Below are 15,777 nucleotides of genomic sequence, written 5' to 3'. Positions count from 1 at the left end.
TCACCTCCGCTTGCGGCGTGCAGCGCGTCCCCGCGCGCCGACCGCTGCGACGTGCTGGGTATCGGCCCCGACGGCGGTGCCCTCACCCGCGTGAGGGTCTTGGCTGCCATCGAGCGCGAAGGTGAACCCGAGTTGCCAGATCAGGCGTACTGATGTTCCCGGAGCCAAGCGCTCACGCACGGAGTCGTTCTGAACGAAGGCCTTCACGGTCTCGTTGCTGCCGGCGACCTCGACCACGTACTCGGTGCCGATGCCCGTGTACGACGAATCGAGCACGATGCCCGCAAGCTCGTTCTCGCCGGCTGCGGCGACGTCGTGATCGCGGGCGATCCTGATCTTCTCGGGACGAACGCCCACGAATACGCTCTGGTCGGTGGCGTGCACTCGTGCCGATGGGACGCGCACCCGCTGGCCCGCGACATCGATCATGGCGAGCTCGCTCTCATGGCCGAGCACGATTCCGGGCAGCAGGTTGGAATTGCCGAGGAAGTTCGCGACGAAGGCCGTGCGGGGTGATTCGTAGAGCTCTTCCGGTGCGCCCATCTGCTCGATCCGGCCGCCATTCATGACCGCGATCTTGTCGGCCATCGTCATGGCCTCCTCCTGGTCATGCGTGACATGCAGGAACGTGAGGCCGAGGTCGCTCTGGATCTGCTTCACCTCGTACTGCATCTGGCGGCGCAGTTTCATGTCGAGGGCCCCGAGCGGTTCGTCGAGCAGCAGCACCTGCGGCTCATTGACGATGGCACGCGCCAGCGCGACGCGCTGCTGCTGCCCGCCCGAGAGTTGCGCGGGCTTGCGCTGCGCCAAGGCCGAGAGCTCAACGGTCTCGAGGATGCGCTCGACCTTACGCTTGATGTCGCTCGCCCTGCGCTCGCGAAGGCCGAACGCCACGTTCTCGAAGATGGTCAGGTGCGGGAAGAGCGCGTACGACTGGAACACGGTATTGACCGGCCGCCGGAACCCGCGCAACTGGGTGATGTCGTTGCCGGAGAGCAGGATGCTGCCTTCGTCGGGCTGCTCGAGACCGGCAACCATCCGCAGCGTCGTCGTCTTGCCGCATCCGGACGGTCCCAACAGCGCGAAGAGCTGGCCGCTCGGGATGGTGAGATCGAGGCTGTCGACCACTGTGGTGCCGGAGTACCGCTTGACGAGTCCGCGAAGCTCGAGATCGCCTTCGATCGCTCCCACCTCAGAACTGACGACCCCCACTTGTTCCGTGGCGGTCAAAGTCCGAGCGCCTTGTCGAAGGCTGACTGGCGGGCCTGGTTCTCGTCGAGGTCCATCGGCTTGTAGGTGAACATCTTCTTCATCTCCTCGGCATCCGGGAAGATGAGCGGGTTGTCGGCCAATTCCGGATCGATGGAGGCCATCGCATCCTGAGCGCCGGCCACCGGGCACACTGCGTTCACATATGCGGCCACCTGCGCGGCGACCTCGGGCTCGTAGTAGAAGTCGATCAGCTTGTGGGCTGCCTCGGTGTCGGGGGCGCCCGTGGGAACCATCAGGACGTCTTCCATCAGTACCCCGCCCGAGTCGGGGATGAAGAACTTGATCGCCGGATTGTCCTTCGCAAGCTGAACGACGTCACCCGCCCAAGCGAGGCATGCGCCGATGTTGCCCTGCGAGAGGTCGGCCGCGTAGTCATTGCCGGTGAAGCGGCGCAGTTGGCCGCTCTGGCGCGCCGACTCGATGTCTTCGATCGCCTGCTGGAAGTCGTCGTCGTTGAAGGCGCCCGGGTCGGCGCCGTTCGCGAGCATCAAGGTGCCGGTCGTCTCGCGAAGCTCGGTGAGCAGCGACACCTTGCCCTTGAGGGCAGGGTCGGTGAGCAGTTCCTGCACCGTTCGCACGTCCTTGCCGGTGACATCGGTGTTCACCGCGATGCCCACCAGCCACCCCTGCCACGCGAGTGAGTAATCGCGCGTGGGGTCGAACGCGGGGCTCTCGAACGCCGGCAACAGATTCTTCGCATTCGCGAGCTTCGACTTGTCGAGCTTCTGCGCCCAATCGAGCGAGATGAAGCGGCCGCCCATCCAGTCAGTGGGGCTGATGACACTGGCTGGGATGCCTTGGCCGCCCTGCATGAGCGGTTGCACCTTCGCGAACCACTCGTCGTTGCTGTTGATCTCCGCCAGGTACTCGACCCGGATGCCGGTGCGCTCCTCGAACTCGACCAGGCTCGGGATCGTGCCGTCATCCTCGGTGTCGACCGAGAGCGGCCAGTTCGACCAGATGATCTGGTCGCTCGAGGAGCTTCCATTGCTCGGCGCGACGCCTGTCGGCTTCGTCGTGCATCCCGCGAGTAGCAGGCTGCCGCCGGCGACCGCCGCCAGCTGCATGACCTGCCGTCTCGTCATCCCCCCGAGCCCGCTGAGATCGAGTTGGCGCCGAGCACCGAATGAAGACATCTCATCTCCCCACTGCCATAGTGTTGCCGCTCACCATAGGGGGGCGATGCCGCCGGGGTCAAAGACCCCCACACGGGGGAGTGCGTGTCGCGGCAAGGCCCCAGGGGTGGCGCCCGCCCCGAATCGGGCGAGTCAGTATGTCAAGTTTCCTTGACACGAAGTCGCAATGCCTTTACATTGTCAATGTCTGGTTTCTTTGACATGGGGAGTTGGCGATGGCCTTCAATTCGGCACCGGAAGAGCGCAGCGCGTGGATCATGCTCGTGCTGGCAGCGGTCGGGTATCCGGTCTATCTCGCCTTGTTGCTCGGCGGGTTGGAGGGGCGCCCGCTCACCGAGGCCGAGTTCGCTTGGCCCATGCTCTGGACCATCGGCGGATCGATCCTCGCCTCGTTCGTGCTGCATGCGCTGTTCCGCGTGTTCACCGATCTCGACAACAACACCAGAGACGAGCGCGACCGTCAGATCAGCCGGTGGGCCGACCATACCGGCCAGGCGTTCGTGGTGGCGGGCGCGCTCGCCGGCCTCGTGCTCGCCATGCTCCGGCTCGATGTGTTCTGGATCGCGAACGCCATCTACCTCGGGTTCTTCCTGTCGGCAGTGCTCGGATCGATCGCGAAGATCATCGCGTATCGGCGCGGTTTCTCGGCGACGTGGTGAAGGGCGGGCTGAACGCATGGTGAAACGCGCCCCAAGGGACGGATCGAAGGCGGCATCCGCGAGTGCTGCCAAGTCGCCGGCCAAGGCCACCCGAGTGACGAACCAGATCCGCCGACTCCGGTTCGAAGCCGGCGAGATGACCCAGGTCGAGCTCGCCGAGCGCATCGGCGTGACGCGGCAGACACTCATCGCGATCGAGCAGGGGCGCTACTCGCCGTCGCTCGAGACAGCGTTCCGAATCGCTCGCGCGTTCAATGCCGGGCTCGACGACGTATTCCAATACCCCGCAGAGTCAGCGCTCGAAGAGGAGAGCAATCAATGAGAGCCATCGTGCAAGACCGGTATGGCGAGGCCGATGTGCTGCGCCTGGCCGATATCGACCGCCCCCGAGTCTCGGCCGGCCAGGTGCTCGTGGAGGTGAGAGCGGCCGGCGTCGACCCCGGGGTGTGGCACCTGATGGCCGGCAAGCCAGGCCTCGTGCGGCTCGCCGCCGGGCTTCGCCGACCCCGCTGGCCCGTACGGGGCATGGCCTTCGCAGGAGTCGTCACCGCAGTAGGCGAGGGCGTCGATGCGTTCGGCGCGGGCGACGAGGTGTTCGGCACCGCAAACGGGTCGTTCGCAGAGTTCGTATTGGCCAAACCGGAGAAGATCGCGCCGAAACCGGCCTCGCTCAGCTTCGAGGAGGCCGCGGCCGTGCCGATCTCCGGGCCCACAGCGCTGCAGTCACTGCGCGATGCTGTGCGACTGCAGGCCGGTCAGCATGTGCTGGTGCTCGGTGCAGCGGGAGGGGTCGGCACCTTCGCGGTTCAGCTCGCAAAGGCGATGGGCGCGAGGGTGACCGGAGCTGCGAGCGGCCCGAAACTCGAGCTGGCGCGCTCCATTGGGGCGGATGCCGTCATCGACTACACCGTCGAAGACCCCCTCGCCGCTGGGCCGTACGATGCGATTCTCGACATGGGGGGCGCAAGGCCGCTCGCCGCGCTGCGCGCTGCACTCGTGCCGGGCGGGGCGATCGCGATCGTTGGCGCCGAAGTCGGCCCGCTCGGCGGTCTCAGCCGCATGCTCGTCGCCCCGCTGGTGACGGCGTTCAGCCGCCACCGCATCGTGGGTGTCATCTCGATCGAGAACACGGCTGATTTGCTCGAGCTCACCGACTACATCGAGAAGGATGCGGTGCGGCCCGCACTCGACCAGGTGTTCCCGCTCGAGCACGCTGCGGACGCGATCCGGCACATCGGTCGCGGCCACGGCACCGGCAAGACCGTGCTCAGCATCGGCTGAGAGCCCTCACCTGCTGTCGCCATGGTCGATCAATCGCCCGGTCCGAGTTCCTGAAAGATCGTGAGCTGGACCCCGGCGGGTGCGTCGAGACGTGAGTTGAGTGAACGCCACGGCGTCTCACGGGGCGCAGCGACCAAGTCGGCGCCGGCCTCCACGAGCTGCGCTGTGACGGTCGCCGAGTCGTCGACCTCAAGGGCGACACGGAGATGAGCGCTCGGGCGACCTTCGGCTTCGACCTCGTCGATCATGCGCACCTGCGCCGAGTTCGAAAGCTCGAGGGTCGCGCGCCCGGCGTCGAGGATGACCACTCTCGCGCCGGCGGCGCCCTCGTACGCTTCCTGCTCCGGCATCCCGAGAGCGTCGCGGTAGAACGCCAGCGCCTGCTCGAAGTCCTCCGCGTGCACGACAAGTCGAAGTTGGCGCACGCGCCCTGGCGGTGAATCCCTGTCCACGTCGTCGTTCATACCGTCACGCTAGCGACGGTGATGTCGCGGCCGCCACCGCTCGTCAACACCGTTCGACTGACTTCCGGGCCGCACTCCGCGAGTTGGCTGGGAAAGCCCCCGCACCCCTGTGCAGCCGAGTCGCCGAGAGCATGCTCTTGAGCAGCCGCATCGGCATTGAAGGCGGGAAGTGCCCGCCCCCAAGACGGCTCCACCCGAGAAGCCGCACTGGGAGAATCCGAGAGGAACCAGAAATGATCAACAGAGAGAACCTCGGAAGCTTGATCGGCGCCGACGTCGTCGACCCCACCGGGTCGAAGATCGGCTCGGTCGGGCAGGTCTACGTCGACGATCATGACGGCCGCCCCAGTTGGGTGAGCGTGCGAACCGGGCTCTTCGGCATGAAGGAGTCGCTCGTGCCGCTCGACCGCGCCGACTGGGACGGTGACGACCTTCGAGTCGCCTACGAGAAAGACCGCGTCAAGGACGCGCCCCGCGTCGACGCGGATGCCCATCTCGAACCGTCCGACGAGGACGAGCTGTACCGCTACTACGGGATGGAGGGCACCGGAGAGGTCGGCGCGGTGCATGATCGCGACGCAGCTCCCTCTGACGCGGCGATGGCCACAGACGACTCGACGCCTCGAACTGCCGAGCAGCCGGATGCTGGCAGTGAGTCGATGCGCTCCGGCCGCCTCCGACTGCGCCGATACGTCGTGACTGAGGAGCAGTCGGTGAGTGTTCCAGTGCAACGGGAGGAAGTGCGAGTCGAGCGAGACCCGGTCGTCGACGCCAACGTCGATGCAGACCCTGACATCGCGGGCGGGAACGATCGCTCCATGTAGAGCCGCACCCAAGAGCGGCTTCGCCAGCTGCCGCGCCGCGCGCCATATGCGCCAGCGCTCGCGCTCTGCGTTGCGTCACGCTGGCGCGTCGTCGTTGGTCTTCGCCGGACCCCTTCCGGCACCCATGATGAGAAGCGCCCCGACGGCGGAGAGCACGGCGAATGGCGCATCCGGCAGCCAAGTGCCGAGCGTAGCCACGTGGGAGACGAAGAACAGTGGCATCGCCCACATCGAGAGCTGCACCAGGCGCGAGGTGACCGCTCCCCATACCGCTGCGATGCCCAGTATCGCGGCGAGCAACCCGAACGAGGCGATCAGAACCAGCGCGGGCGCTTCGAACGGGTCGTCGGCGAAGACCGTGCTCACCGCGATGAGTGCCGACATTGTGAAGAACAGCGTGAGCAGCACTTGGCCCGTGCGCACGCGTGCTCCCAGCGGCGAGCGCGTGAGCGGGGTCATCGACGGTGTCGAGGTCAATGCGGACATGGGATACCTCCTCTGTGAGCGGCTCGTTGTGCCGCCCGGGTTGCGACTCAAGCTAGGAGCGGACCGCTGCCAGACGTGATGAGGCTGCCCGCAGCAGATGGTGGGGTTGACCGCAAATTCCTCGCCGATGCTTCTCGCTGCGAGTTCAGGGTCGTGATACTGAACGCATGACGTCTCGCCTCGACCTGGTCAGCATCGTCATCGGCGTCGGCGGGCTCTCGATGATCCCGTGGGCGGCACCGGCGGCGCTCGGCGCCGAGACCGCGCTCGTGGTGCCCGCGCTCTTCGTCGTGGCGGGGATGCTGGGCCCCGTGTGGGGAGCCCTCCGCTTCACGTGCCGGTCTCTCGTCGCAGCCGGCGCTCTGCACTTGAGCGCCTTCGCCGCGTCCGCGCTCGCACAGCAAGCAGAGCACTCCGCCCCTGTCTGGCATGTGGCCTCGCAGGTGCTGTTCGTCGCAGGATTCGCGGTGTTCGTCGTGCTCGCCGCGGGATACCCGTCCGGCCCTGCGCCGAGGTGGGCGTTCGTCGTCATGGCGGTGGCGGCGGCAGTGCCGCTCATCACTGGGTTCGCAGGGGCGACGCCTCCGGTGCTCGCAGGCTCGGACGCGCCTGAGGCGATTGGACCGATCGCCGCGGCGTTGCCCGAAGGCCTGGTTCATCTGAGCGTGCTCGGCTTCGCGCTCCCACCCCTCGCGGTCTCCGTTGGCATCACGCGAGCCACGCGCGGGGGACGGGAACTGCGTGCCCGCCTCTCACTGCCGCTCGTGGCGTTGGTGCTCATGGCCGCGATCATGGTCGCAGGCGCGCTCGTTCCGCCGCAGTTCTCGGCGCTCTCGACCGCTCTGTTCCTCGTGGCCGCGCCGCTCGTGCCGGTCGGGCTGATTCTCGGCGGTCGTCGCACTCCCGGCGAGCCACGCGGGCTCGCTGCCGAGGCATCCCCCACGCTGATCGCCGAGCTGACCCCTCGTGAGCGCGACGTGCTCGCGCTCATGGCCGACGGGCAGAGCAACCGGGCGATCGCGAAGTCGCTGCACATCTCCGTGTCGGCCGTCGAGAAGCACAGCACGGCGATCTTCAGCAAGCTGGGACTCGACCCGGAGCCCGCCACGCACCGCCGGGTAGCCGCGGTCGTGGCCTATCTGCGCGCTGCTGAGCGCTGAGCGCCGAGCGTCAGAGCTTCGCCATGACCTCTTCGGCGATGAGGTCCAGTTGGTCGAGGTCGCGGATGTCGAGGCACTGCAGGTAGACGCGCGAGATCCCCAGCTCGGCCACCTGGGCGATGCCGTCGAGCATCTCCTGCGGCGAGCCCGCGAGCCCGTGACGCCGGAGCTCGGCAGGCTCACGCCCGATCGCGGCCGCCCTGCGCTCGAACTCGGCTTCGTCCGAGCCGACACAGGCGACGAGAGCGACTGAGTAGACGAGTTCCTCGGGGTCGCGGCCTGCTTCCTCGCACGCCGCCCGCACCCGGTCGAGCTGCGGTGCGATCGCCGGCTTCTCAGGGAACGATTGGTTGTACTCGGTCGCGAAGCGGGCCGCGAGGCGCGGCGTGCGCTCCTTGCCGCCGCCGCCGATGATGAGCGGCATCCGCGACTGCACGGGCTTGGGCAGCGCCGGCGAGTCGGTCAGCCGGTAGTGGTGCCCCTCGAAGTCGAAGCGCTCGCCCACCGGTGTCTGCCACAGGCCGGTGATCACCTCGAGCTGCTCCTCCAGCATCCCGAACCGCTTCTTGGGGAAGGGCACGCCGTAGGCCTCGTGCTCGGCCGCGAACCAGCCCGTGCCGAGGCCGAATTCCACCCGGCCATTCGACATCGCATCGACCTGCGCCACTTGGATCGCGAGGAGACCCGGATGCCGGAACGTCGCCGAGCTGACCAGGGTACCGAGGCGGATCTTCGACGTCTCGCGTGCGAGACCGGCGAGGGTCACCCACGAGTCGGTCGGACCGGGCATGGGATCGCCTTCACCCATGCGCAGGTAGTGGTCTGAGCGGAAGAACGCATCGAAGCCGAGCTGTTCCGCGCGCCTCGCCATCGCCGCCTGCTCGTCGTATGAGGCGCCCTGCTGAGGTTCGGTGAAGATCCTGAGGTCCATGACCACCACTCTGACAGGCGCTCCGGAGCAGAGGGAGGAGCGAGACGCGACACGCCGCGACACGAGCACGCAGCGTGATGGACACGGGCGTCGCTGCTCAGTACAGTGATGCCACATCAGAGCTGCGACGCCGCGCTCTGGCCGTGCAAGGGAGCGCCGTTGTCTGGATAGGTCGAAGCCGCCATCGTGCGTCGCCGCCGTCGGCGAACCGATGCGAGGTGGCCGAGACCGAGCCCGACCCAGTTGGCCTTGTCGCCGCGAACCGCTACGGGGTCGCGCGACATGTCGAACAGACACGGAGACCCGGTGAACCACAAGCAGACCGTTCCACTGATCGCAGACGTCGATACCGGCATCGACGACTCGCTCGCGCTGTTGTACCTCATGGCCAGCCCCGAGGCCGAGTTGCTCGCCATCACCTGCACAGCGGGCAATGTGCCGGCGCGACAGGTCGCGATCAACAACCTCGCCTGGCTCGAGCTCTGCGGTCACGCCGATGTCGAGGTGGCTCTGGGCGCTGAGGTGCCCATCATCCAGCCGCTCATGACCACCGAGGAGACGCACGGACCGCAGGGCATCGGCCACGCGGTGCTGCCCGCGCCCTCCCGTTCCGTCTCACCGAGGCACGCGGCTGAGGTATGGATCGACCTCGTACGAGAGCGCCCAGGTGAGATCACCGGCCTCGTCACGGGGCCTCTCACGAACCTGGCGCTCGCGGTCAAGCTCGAACCCGAGCTCCCGAAGCTCCTCAAGCGGCTCGTGATCATGGGCGGAGCGTTCAACTACGCCGGCAACACCACCCCGACCACCGAGTGGAACATCGCCGTCGACCCCGACTCGGCGAAGATCGTGTTCGACGCGTTCTCGGTGGTGCCCACCGACCGGCGCCCCATCGTCTGCGCGCTCGATGTCACCGAGCGCATCGAGATGTTCCCCGCGCATCTCGCCGAGCTCGCGCGCGCCGCTGGCAGCGAACCAGTCGAGCAGCTCAGCGCAGACGACGTCCCCGGTACTCGCTCCACGGCCTCGAACCCCGTCATCCGTCACCTCTCGGATGCTGTGCGCTTCTACTTCGAGTTCCACAACACGCACGATCAGGGCTACCTCGCCCACATGCACGACCCCTTCGCTGCCGCGGTCGCTCTCGACCCGACGATCGCCACCACTCGCGCCGCGACCGTCGATGTCGAACTGGCGGGCACGCTCACTCGCGGGCAGACGATCGCCGACTGGCGGGGCATGTGGGGTCGCGCGGCGAACGCCGACATCGTTGTCGACACCGACCCTGCCGAGTTCTTCCGCCGCACGATCGAGCGGGTCGGCTCGCTCGCGAGAGCTGTCGGGGGAGCCAGCGACGCCCAGATCGCCCAGACCGCAACACCCCGATAGCAGGCCGGATGCAAGGAGGCATCATGTCAACGTCCATCGCGCAATCCAGTTCACGCCGCGTGCGCAATACCGTCCTCGTGGCGGTCGGCGCGGTGATCATCGTCGCGACCTACCTGTACCTCGTGATCGGCCAGCCGGCCGAGGTGGCCGAGAGCAGCACCAGCCGGGCCTCGCTCATCGCGATGGGTGGCTACCTCATCGGCGCCCTGCTGCTCGCCATCGGGTCGATCCATCGGCTGCCGACGGCGACGATCGCCATGGTGCCGGTCGCGATCGCGCTCAACATCGTGGTCGGTCAGATCGTCGCCGTGATCGGGCTTCCCCTCTATCTCGACTCGATCGGCACGGTGCTCGTCTCGGCGCTCGCCGGGCCAGCGGCCGGAGTGGTCACCGGCATCCTGACGAACGTGATCTGGGGACTGACGCTCAGCCCGATCGCCCTTCCATTCGCGGTCGTTCAGGTGGTCATCGGTGTGCTCGCCGGCTACGCGGCGCGGTGGGGCATGTTCCGCCGCTTCTATCTCGCGCCTATCGCGGGAGCCGTCACCGGCATCGTCGCCGCGATCATCTCGGCGCCCATCTCGGCGTTCGTCTTCGGCGGCGCGACCGGCGGTGGCACCGGGGCGATCGTAGGGGCGTTCCAGGCGATGGGCCAGACCCTGCTCGGAGCCACGACATTGCAGGGGCTGCTCTCAGACCCGCTCGACAAGGCGATCACCTTCACCGTGGTGGTGCTGATCCTCGCTGCGATGCCCGGCCGCTTCCGCCAGCGATTCCCATTCGTCCGTGAATACCGCGTCTTCGGCAAGACATCGCCGAAGCCCACGGGCGAGGTCGCTGTCGAGCGCTGATCGAACATGACGTCGACCTTGTACCTCGACCGGCGCTCGCCGGTGCATCGCCTCAACCCCGTCACCAAGCTCGTGGCGATGCTCACGATCGTCGTGATCGTGTTCGCGGTGCCGCTGTGGTGGGTGGCCGGGCTCATCGTGGTCGGCGTCGTCGTGCCTGCCGCCGTGGTCGCGCACTGCGGCGGCAGGCTGCTCAGCCTGAGTCTCAAGCTGCTCCTGCCGATCATCGTGGTGCTGGTGCTCGTGCAGGGGCTGACCTTTCCCGGCGGCAAGACGGTGCTCGCCGAGTGGGGAGTGCTCGCGCTCACGACCGAGGGTCTGCTCTTCGCCCTCGGAATCGGGTCGCGCATCGTGTGCCTCGTGCTGACGTCCGTGCTGTTCGTGCTCACGACGCACCCGGGCGATCTGATGGGCGCGTTGACCGAGCGGGGAATGTCGCCGAAGTTCAGCTACATCATCAGTTCGACGCTGCAACTGATCCCCGCGTTCCGCGACCGCGCCGACGGCATCCTCCTCGCGCAGCAGGCGCGCGGACTCGCGGTCAAGGGCAGCCCGCTCGCGCGGGTCAAAGTGATGATGCCCCTGCTCGGCCCGCTCGTGCTGGGCATGTTCACCGACGTCGAGGAGCGGTCGACGGCCATGGAGGCCCGCGGATTCGGGTCGGCTGCGCGGCGAACGGCGCTGATACCGGTGCCCGACTCCACCGCGCAACGCGTCTCGCGCTGGCTCATGCTCGTGCTCGCCGTCGCCGCGATCGTCGTCCCCATCGTGTTCGGAGTGCTGTGATCTCACTGACCGACGTCTCGTACGCCTATCCGGATGCCGAGGCTCTCACCCTCGAGCACGTCGACCTCGAGGTCGAACGCGGCTCCATCGCCGGCATCGTCGGCGCTTCCGGTGCTGGAAAGACCACGCTGGCCAAGATCATCGCCGGGTTCATCCCGCACGCCGACGGCGGTGAACTCAGCGGCACCGTGCGAGTCGATGGTCGCGACCTGTCGACGGGGTCGCTGGTCGACGCCGTCTCGGTCGTGGGTCTGGTGATCCAGAACCCGTTCAATCAGATCTCCGGTGCCAAGTACACCGTGCGCGAGGAGATCGCCTTCGGGCTGGAGAACTTCGGAACACCCCGCGACGAGATGCAGCGCCGTGTCGACGAGGTGGCCGCCCTGCTTCGCATCGAGCATCTGCTCGACCGTTCGCCGTACGCGCTCTCTGGCGGCCAGCAGCAACTCGTGGCGATCGCATCGATGATCGTGCTGCGCACTCCGGTGATCGTGATGGACGAACCCACCGCGCAACTCGACCCCGCGGGCACCCGAATGGTGTTCGACGTGCTCTCGGCGCTGCGGGAGACCGGGATCACGATCGTCATCTTCGAGCACAAGCTCGAACTGCTGCAGCAGCATGCTGACCGGCTGCACGTCGTCGCTGACCGGTCGATCGTGCTCTCGGGAGCGCCCGATGACGTGCTCGCCGACGACCGGCTGGCGCAGTGGGCCGTCGGCACGACGAGGTACGTGACCGCCGGGCGCTTGGCGCGCGAACGCGGCCTGCTGCCCCCCGAAGTGCCCCTGCCGGTGTCGTTCGAGCAGGCCGAGCGAGTCTTCGACCGGGAGAGGAGCGTGCGATGAGCCGGGCGGATGCCGAGGGTGTGGCTCCCGTCGCGAACACCGCGGGGGCTGATCCGGTCATCGTGGGCATGGAGGTGCTCATCGAGGATGTGCGCTTCAGCTATCCCAGCGGCGTCGAAGCCGTGAAGGGTGTGAGCCTCAGCATCCGGCCGGGAGAGCGCGTGGCGATCGTCGGCCAGAACGGTGCGGGCAAGACGACCCTCGTGCGTCAGTTGAACGGCATCTTCCGCCCCACGTCGGGCAGGGTGCAGGTGGGCGATTGGATCACGTCGGAGCACACCATCGCCGAGCTCGCGACGCGCGTCGGCTACGTGTTCCAGAACCCGGACGAACAGCTCTTCGCGCGCACGGTGCGCGCCGACGTCGAATTCGGGCCGCGCAATCTGGGGCTCGACAGTGCACAGGTCGCCAGGCGCGCCGAGACGGCCATCGAAGCCGTCGGTCTGAGCGGCGTGGCCGACCTGCATCCTCACCACCTCTCGCTCAGTGAGCGCAAACGAGTGGCGCTCGCCGGTGTGGTCGCGATGGGCACTCCCGTCGTGGTGCTCGATGAGCCGACCACGGGGCAGGATGCCGCCGGTGTCGACATGATCGCTCAGGTCGTCGCCGCCCTGACGGATGCCGGCCGCACCGTCATCGCGATCACGCACGACATGGAGTTCTGCGCCGAGCACTTCGATCGGGTCATCGTGATGGCCGGCGGTCAGGTGCTCGTCGACGGTCATCCCCGAGACGTGTTCGTGCGGGATGCCGAGCTGGACGCGGCGGCCGTCGAACCGCCGCAGCTCACCCGGCTCGCGCGCGCTCTCGGCTGGGATGATCAGCCGTTGTCGGCGGAGGAGTTCGTCGGGGCGTTCGCGCGCCGCGGTGCGCACTCGTGACTGGTTTCGTACTGCTGGCGCTGCTGGCCTCTCTGCTGCTCGGCGTCACCGACTTCCTCGGCGGGACTCTCGCTCGTCATCTGCCGCTGCTCACGGTGCTGTTCTTCTCGCAACTCACCGCGACGGTGTCGGTGCTGCCCCAAATCGTCATGCAGCCGCCCGGCGCCGAGTGGCAGCCCGCGCTCATGTGGGGCGTGGTCGGCGGGGTCGCGGTGGCCGTCGCGGTCGCGTCGCTCTACCGCGCGCTCGCGATCGGCACCATGGGGGTCGTGGCACCGATCGCCGCCCTCGGGGTGCTCGTGCCTGTCGGAGCGGGGCTCGCTGCCGGCGACCCGATCGGCGGACTGCTGGTGGTCGGCCTCATCGTCGCCGTGATCGGCACCGTGCTGGCGAGTGGACCAGAGGTGCGCAACCGCGGCGCTGGCCACGGAGTCAAACCGGTGCTGCTCGCGCTGCTCGCGGCGCTCGGGTTCGGTGTCTCGAACCTCACCATCGCTCTCGGCAGTGCGCACGACGTGCCGGTGACCTTGATCACCAACGGCGGAGTCGCACTCATCGTCTACTCGGTCGCGCTCGCCGTGCTGCGGCACCGTCCGCGCGCGAGGGGATGGCTGCTGGTCGGCGCTCTCGCGATCGGGTTGCTCGGGTATGCCGCCAACCTCTCATTCGCAGTCGCCAGCCAGGCGGGCCTGCTCACTGTGGTGGCTGTGTGCGCGTCGCTGTTCCCCGCGGTGACGGCGCTGCTCGGCTGGTGGTTCCACCGTGAGCGCCTGAAACCGGTGCAAATCGCCGGCGTGGTGTTCGTACTGGCCGGTGTCGCGACGATCGCTGCAACCAGTTGACGGCGGCGCCGACGTCGCCGTGGTGAACGGCTGCCACGAGCGCACGCCTACCATGGACGGGTGACCGACGAGCAGCCCCCGCTGAGCCGCCGCGAGCGTCGCGACGCCGAGCGGGCCCAGGAGCACGACGACCGCGCCCGCGCCGCAGAGCCGGCGACCGAAGCCATGCCGATGGTGCCGGAAGAAGGGGCGGATGCCGGCGACCAGGGCAGCGGGGTCCACGACGAGCCCACCGCCGCGTACTCCGTCGTCGACGAGCCGACCGCTGCCTACTCCGTCGTCGACGAGCCGACCGCTGCGATCGACCGGAGCGAACTGCCCGACTTCGACGGTGACGCCGGCCGCGAGCCGGCCGCATCCGAAGTCGCGCCCGGCGGCGACGAGCGCCGCGCCCCGGGGTCTGCCCACGACGACGTGCCGACGGTGCTCATCGGTGCGCCCGCCGGGCTGGCGAGCGAATCGGCGGCTGGCTACGCGGCCGCAGCAGCCGCGGGCGATCAGCTCGCTCCGGCGACCGCGCCGGGGGGCGGGCTCAGCGGTCTGTTCCGCCGGCATCCGCGCGCCTGGCTCACCGCAGCGCTCGCCACGGCATTCGCGCTGCTGGGAGCGGGCTCGGTGGTCGCCGGCGTCGCGGTCGGTGCATCGGGTTCGACCCAGGCCGCGCCCGAGCCCCCGCCCGTCGTCGTGCCGACCGAGACCGAGGAGCCGCCCCGCCCGCTGCCCGACCCGCTGACCACGCCGAGCGCATTGCGCACGTGCTCGATCACTCCGCAGACGCAGACCGCCGCGCTCGGGGCACTCTACGCCTCGGTGCTCGATGCCAATACCGGCGAAGTGCTCTTCGACCGGAACGCTGCCGCCCCGGAGCGACCCGCGAGCGTGCTCAAAGTGCTCACCGCGGCCGCGGCGCTCGACGTGCTCGGACCCGACCACCGGCTCACCACCCGGGTGGTGCAAGGGGATGACCCCGACACGATCGTGCTCGTCGGCGGTGGAGACGCGACGCTCAGCCGTCTCGGCTCCGGCTCGGAGAGCTTCTACCCTGGCGCTCCGAAGCTCGGCGACCTGGCCGCGCAGGTGCGCGCGAAGCTGACGGACGAGGTCGACGAGGTCACGCTCGTGCTCGACTCGACGCTGTGGGATCCGAACGACAGCTGGGAGTCGAGTTGGGACCGCTCGGAGCAGACGCAGGGCTACATGTCTGAAGTCACCGCGCTGCAAGTGGACGGCGACCGAGACGACCCGACGCGCGGCACGAGCCGGCGCAGCGACGACCCCGTCGCCCGGGCGGGGGAGTGGTTCACGAGCGCGCTCCAGGCCGAGGGCGTCAGAGTCGACTCGGTGAAGCTCGGTGCCGCGCCAGCCAACGCCGCGGTGCTGGCAGAGGTGCAGTCGCAGCCGGTCGCGACCCTCGTTCGCCAGATGCTGCTCGTGAGCGACAACACCATCGCCGAGATGCTGGCGCGCGTCACCTCCAAGCGCCTCGGGCTCGCCGGAACGTTCGGGTCGCTGCAGGAGACGTACTCGCGTGCGCTGTCGAACTACGGCATCCCCACCACCGGCATGACCATCCGCGACGGCTCCGGGCTCAGCGAGCACAACCGCGCCACGCCCGTCTACGTGTCGCAACTGCTCGCGAAGGCGCTGCACGGCGAGCGGAACCTGCGTGTGCTCTACGACGGGCTCCCGGTCGCCGGGAAGACAGGGTCGCTCGCCTCCCGCTACACCGGCGACAACGCCGTGGCGCGCGGGGCGATCGCCGCGAAGACCGGCTGGATCTGGACCGGCCGCTCGCTCGCCGGCGTGGTGAACGCGGCCGACGGCACACAGCTCGCATTCGCGTTCTATGCGGTCGGCGACGACGACGTGGTGACCACCACCGCACTCGATACCCTGGCCACCGCCGTCTACCGCTGCGGCGCGAATCTGAGCAACCAGTAGCTCCAGCGCCGCGCGACTAGCCTGCT

At 68.3% G+C, this 15,777-nt stretch carries 17 protein-coding genes; 12 read left to right on the top strand and 5 right to left on the bottom strand.

The window, feature by feature from the left end; all coding sequences use genetic code 11:
- Entirely contained in the window at nucleotides 1-1,230 is a 1,230-nt protein-coding gene (locus ABV606_RS04400; RefSeq protein WP_353988506.1) for an ABC transporter ATP-binding protein, read from the bottom strand.
- Complete coding sequence (locus tag ABV606_RS04395; RefSeq protein ID WP_353988505.1) at nucleotides 1,227-2,408, bottom strand: ABC transporter substrate-binding protein; 1,182 nt, start codon at nucleotides 2,406-2,408, stop codon at nucleotides 1,227-1,229. Before ABV606_RS04395 ends, ABV606_RS04400 begins: the two co-directional genes overlap by 4 nt.
- 215 nt (nucleotides 2,409-2,623) lie before the next feature.
- Between ABV606_RS04395 and ABV606_RS04390 the strand changes: the two genes are divergently transcribed.
- The 3 genes from ABV606_RS04390 (at nucleotide 2,624) to ABV606_RS04380 (ending at nucleotide 4,348) form a co-directional block, all read left to right on the top strand.
- A complete protein-coding gene (locus ABV606_RS04390; protein WP_353988504.1) occupies nucleotides 2,624-3,067 on the top strand; it encodes a hypothetical protein in 444 nt (147 codons plus the stop codon).
- Between the two features lie 94 nt (nucleotides 3,068-3,161).
- The gene (locus ABV606_RS04385) at nucleotides 3,162-3,389 is read left to right on the top strand and encodes a helix-turn-helix transcriptional regulator (protein WP_353988503.1); all 228 of its coding nucleotides are present in this window, start codon (nucleotides 3,162-3,164) and stop codon (nucleotides 3,387-3,389) included.
- A complete protein-coding gene (locus ABV606_RS04380) occupies nucleotides 3,386-4,348 on the top strand; it encodes an NAD(P)-dependent alcohol dehydrogenase (protein WP_353988502.1) in 963 nt (320 codons plus the stop codon). The genes ABV606_RS04385 and ABV606_RS04380 overlap by 4 nt, the downstream gene beginning before the upstream one ends.
- Nucleotides 4,349-4,377: 29 nt before the next feature.
- On the opposite strand, the gene ABV606_RS04375 is transcribed toward ABV606_RS04380, so the two are convergent.
- Nucleotides 4,378-4,812 carry a VOC family protein gene (locus ABV606_RS04375; RefSeq protein ID WP_353988501.1) on the bottom strand — a complete coding sequence of 145 codons (435 nt, stop codon included), beginning with the start codon at nucleotides 4,810-4,812 and terminating at the stop codon, nucleotides 4,378-4,380.
- Nucleotides 4,813-5,045: 233 nt separating this feature from the next.
- On the opposite strand from ABV606_RS04375, the gene ABV606_RS04370 reads away from it, so the two are divergent.
- On the top strand, nucleotides 5,046-5,636 hold the full coding sequence (locus ABV606_RS04370; protein ID WP_353988500.1) for a PRC and DUF2382 domain-containing protein: 591 nt from the start codon (nucleotides 5,046-5,048) through the stop codon (nucleotides 5,634-5,636).
- 75 nt (nucleotides 5,637-5,711) lie between these two features.
- Here ABV606_RS04370 and ABV606_RS04365 read toward each other — a convergent pair whose 3' ends face one another.
- Entirely contained in the window at nucleotides 5,712-6,122 is a 411-nt protein-coding gene (locus ABV606_RS04365) for a hypothetical protein (protein WP_353988499.1), read from the bottom strand.
- A 167-nt stretch (nucleotides 6,123-6,289) separates the two neighbouring features.
- Between ABV606_RS04365 and ABV606_RS04360 the strand changes: the two genes are divergently transcribed.
- Nucleotides 6,290-7,282, top strand: a complete 993-nt coding sequence (locus ABV606_RS04360; protein ID WP_353988498.1) for a helix-turn-helix transcriptional regulator — start codon at nucleotides 6,290-6,292, stop codon at nucleotides 7,280-7,282.
- 10 nt (nucleotides 7,283-7,292) lie between these two features.
- Here ABV606_RS04360 and ABV606_RS04355 read toward each other — a convergent pair whose 3' ends face one another.
- Nucleotides 7,293-8,213, bottom strand: a complete 921-nt coding sequence (locus ABV606_RS04355) for an LLM class F420-dependent oxidoreductase (protein ID WP_281489080.1) — start codon at nucleotides 8,211-8,213, stop codon at nucleotides 7,293-7,295.
- Between the two features lie 282 nt (nucleotides 8,214-8,495).
- On the opposite strand from ABV606_RS04355, the gene ABV606_RS04350 reads away from it, so the two are divergent.
- From ABV606_RS04350 to dacB, 7 genes are read left to right on the top strand one after another with little or no spacing between them, the layout of a single operon-like run.
- A complete protein-coding gene (locus tag ABV606_RS04350; RefSeq protein ID WP_435415413.1) occupies nucleotides 8,496-9,602 on the top strand; it encodes a nucleoside hydrolase in 1,107 nt (368 codons plus the stop codon).
- A gap of 23 nt (nucleotides 9,603-9,625) precedes the next feature.
- Nucleotides 9,626-10,453 carry an ECF transporter S component gene (locus ABV606_RS04345; RefSeq protein ID WP_281489083.1) on the top strand — a complete coding sequence of 276 codons (828 nt, stop codon included), beginning with the start codon at nucleotides 9,626-9,628 and terminating at the stop codon, nucleotides 10,451-10,453.
- Nucleotides 10,454-10,459: 6 nt separating this feature from the next.
- Nucleotides 10,460-11,239 (top strand): energy-coupling factor transporter transmembrane component T family protein, encoded by a 780-nt coding sequence (locus tag ABV606_RS04340; protein WP_281489084.1) that lies wholly within the window; start codon nucleotides 10,460-10,462, stop codon nucleotides 11,237-11,239.
- Complete coding sequence (locus ABV606_RS04335; protein ID WP_281489085.1) at nucleotides 11,236-12,087, top strand: energy-coupling factor ABC transporter ATP-binding protein; 852 nt, start codon at nucleotides 11,236-11,238, stop codon at nucleotides 12,085-12,087. The genes ABV606_RS04340 and ABV606_RS04335 overlap by 4 nt, the downstream gene beginning before the upstream one ends.
- A complete protein-coding gene (locus tag ABV606_RS04330; protein ID WP_281489086.1) occupies nucleotides 12,084-12,968 on the top strand; it encodes an energy-coupling factor ABC transporter ATP-binding protein in 885 nt (294 codons plus the stop codon). Before ABV606_RS04335 ends, ABV606_RS04330 begins: the two co-directional genes overlap by 4 nt.
- Nucleotides 12,965-13,810, top strand: coding sequence for an EamA family transporter (locus ABV606_RS04325; RefSeq protein ID WP_353988496.1), 846 nt, complete (start codon nucleotides 12,965-12,967; stop codon nucleotides 13,808-13,810). Before ABV606_RS04330 ends, ABV606_RS04325 begins: the two co-directional genes overlap by 4 nt.
- 60 nt (nucleotides 13,811-13,870) lie before the next feature.
- A complete protein-coding gene (dacB, locus tag ABV606_RS04320) occupies nucleotides 13,871-15,751 on the top strand; it encodes a D-alanyl-D-alanine carboxypeptidase/D-alanyl-D-alanine endopeptidase (RefSeq protein WP_353988495.1) in 1,881 nt (626 codons plus the stop codon).
- Nucleotides 15,752-15,777: the final 26 nt, after the last annotated feature.

It is taken from the genome of Ruicaihuangia caeni (assembly GCF_040536845.1).
Taxonomy (GTDB): domain Bacteria; phylum Actinomycetota; class Actinomycetes; order Actinomycetales; family Microbacteriaceae; genus Ruicaihuangia; species Ruicaihuangia caeni.
This window is presented reverse-complemented; position numbering and strand designations above follow the sequence as displayed.

What these genes read in the sequence shown, in the direction of transcription:
- ABV606_RS04395 (WP_353988505.1), bottom strand. Translation starts at nt 2,408, where the DNA reads ATGTCTTCATTCGGTGCTCGGCGCCAACTCGATCTCAGCGGGCTCGGG.
- ABV606_RS04390 (WP_353988504.1), top strand. Translation starts at nt 2,624, where the DNA reads ATGGCCTTCAATTCGGCACCGGAAGAGCGCAGCGCGTGGATCATGCTC.
- ABV606_RS04380 (WP_353988502.1), top strand. Translation starts at nt 3,386, where the DNA reads ATGAGAGCCATCGTGCAAGACCGGTATGGCGAGGCCGATGTGCTGCGC.
- ABV606_RS04375 (WP_353988501.1), bottom strand. Translation starts at nt 4,812, where the DNA reads ATGAACGACGACGTGGACAGGGATTCACCGCCAGGGCGCGTGCGCCAA.
- ABV606_RS04370 (WP_353988500.1), top strand. Translation starts at nt 5,046, where the DNA reads ATGATCAACAGAGAGAACCTCGGAAGCTTGATCGGCGCCGACGTCGTC.
- ABV606_RS04365 (WP_353988499.1), bottom strand. Translation starts at nt 6,122, where the DNA reads ATGTCCGCATTGACCTCGACACCGTCGATGACCCCGCTCACGCGCTCG.
- ABV606_RS04360 (WP_353988498.1), top strand. Translation starts at nt 6,290, where the DNA reads ATGACGTCTCGCCTCGACCTGGTCAGCATCGTCATCGGCGTCGGCGGG.
- ABV606_RS04355 (WP_281489080.1), bottom strand. Translation starts at nt 8,213, where the DNA reads ATGGACCTCAGGATCTTCACCGAACCTCAGCAGGGCGCCTCATACGAC.
- ABV606_RS04350 (WP_435415413.1), top strand. Translation starts at nt 8,496, where the DNA reads ATGTCGAACAGACACGGAGACCCGGTGAACCACAAGCAGACCGTTCCA.
- ABV606_RS04345 (WP_281489083.1), top strand. Translation starts at nt 9,626, where the DNA reads ATGTCAACGTCCATCGCGCAATCCAGTTCACGCCGCGTGCGCAATACC.
- ABV606_RS04340 (WP_281489084.1), top strand. Translation starts at nt 10,460, where the DNA reads ATGACGTCGACCTTGTACCTCGACCGGCGCTCGCCGGTGCATCGCCTC.
- ABV606_RS04330 (WP_281489086.1), top strand. Translation starts at nt 12,084, where the DNA reads ATGAGCCGGGCGGATGCCGAGGGTGTGGCTCCCGTCGCGAACACCGCG.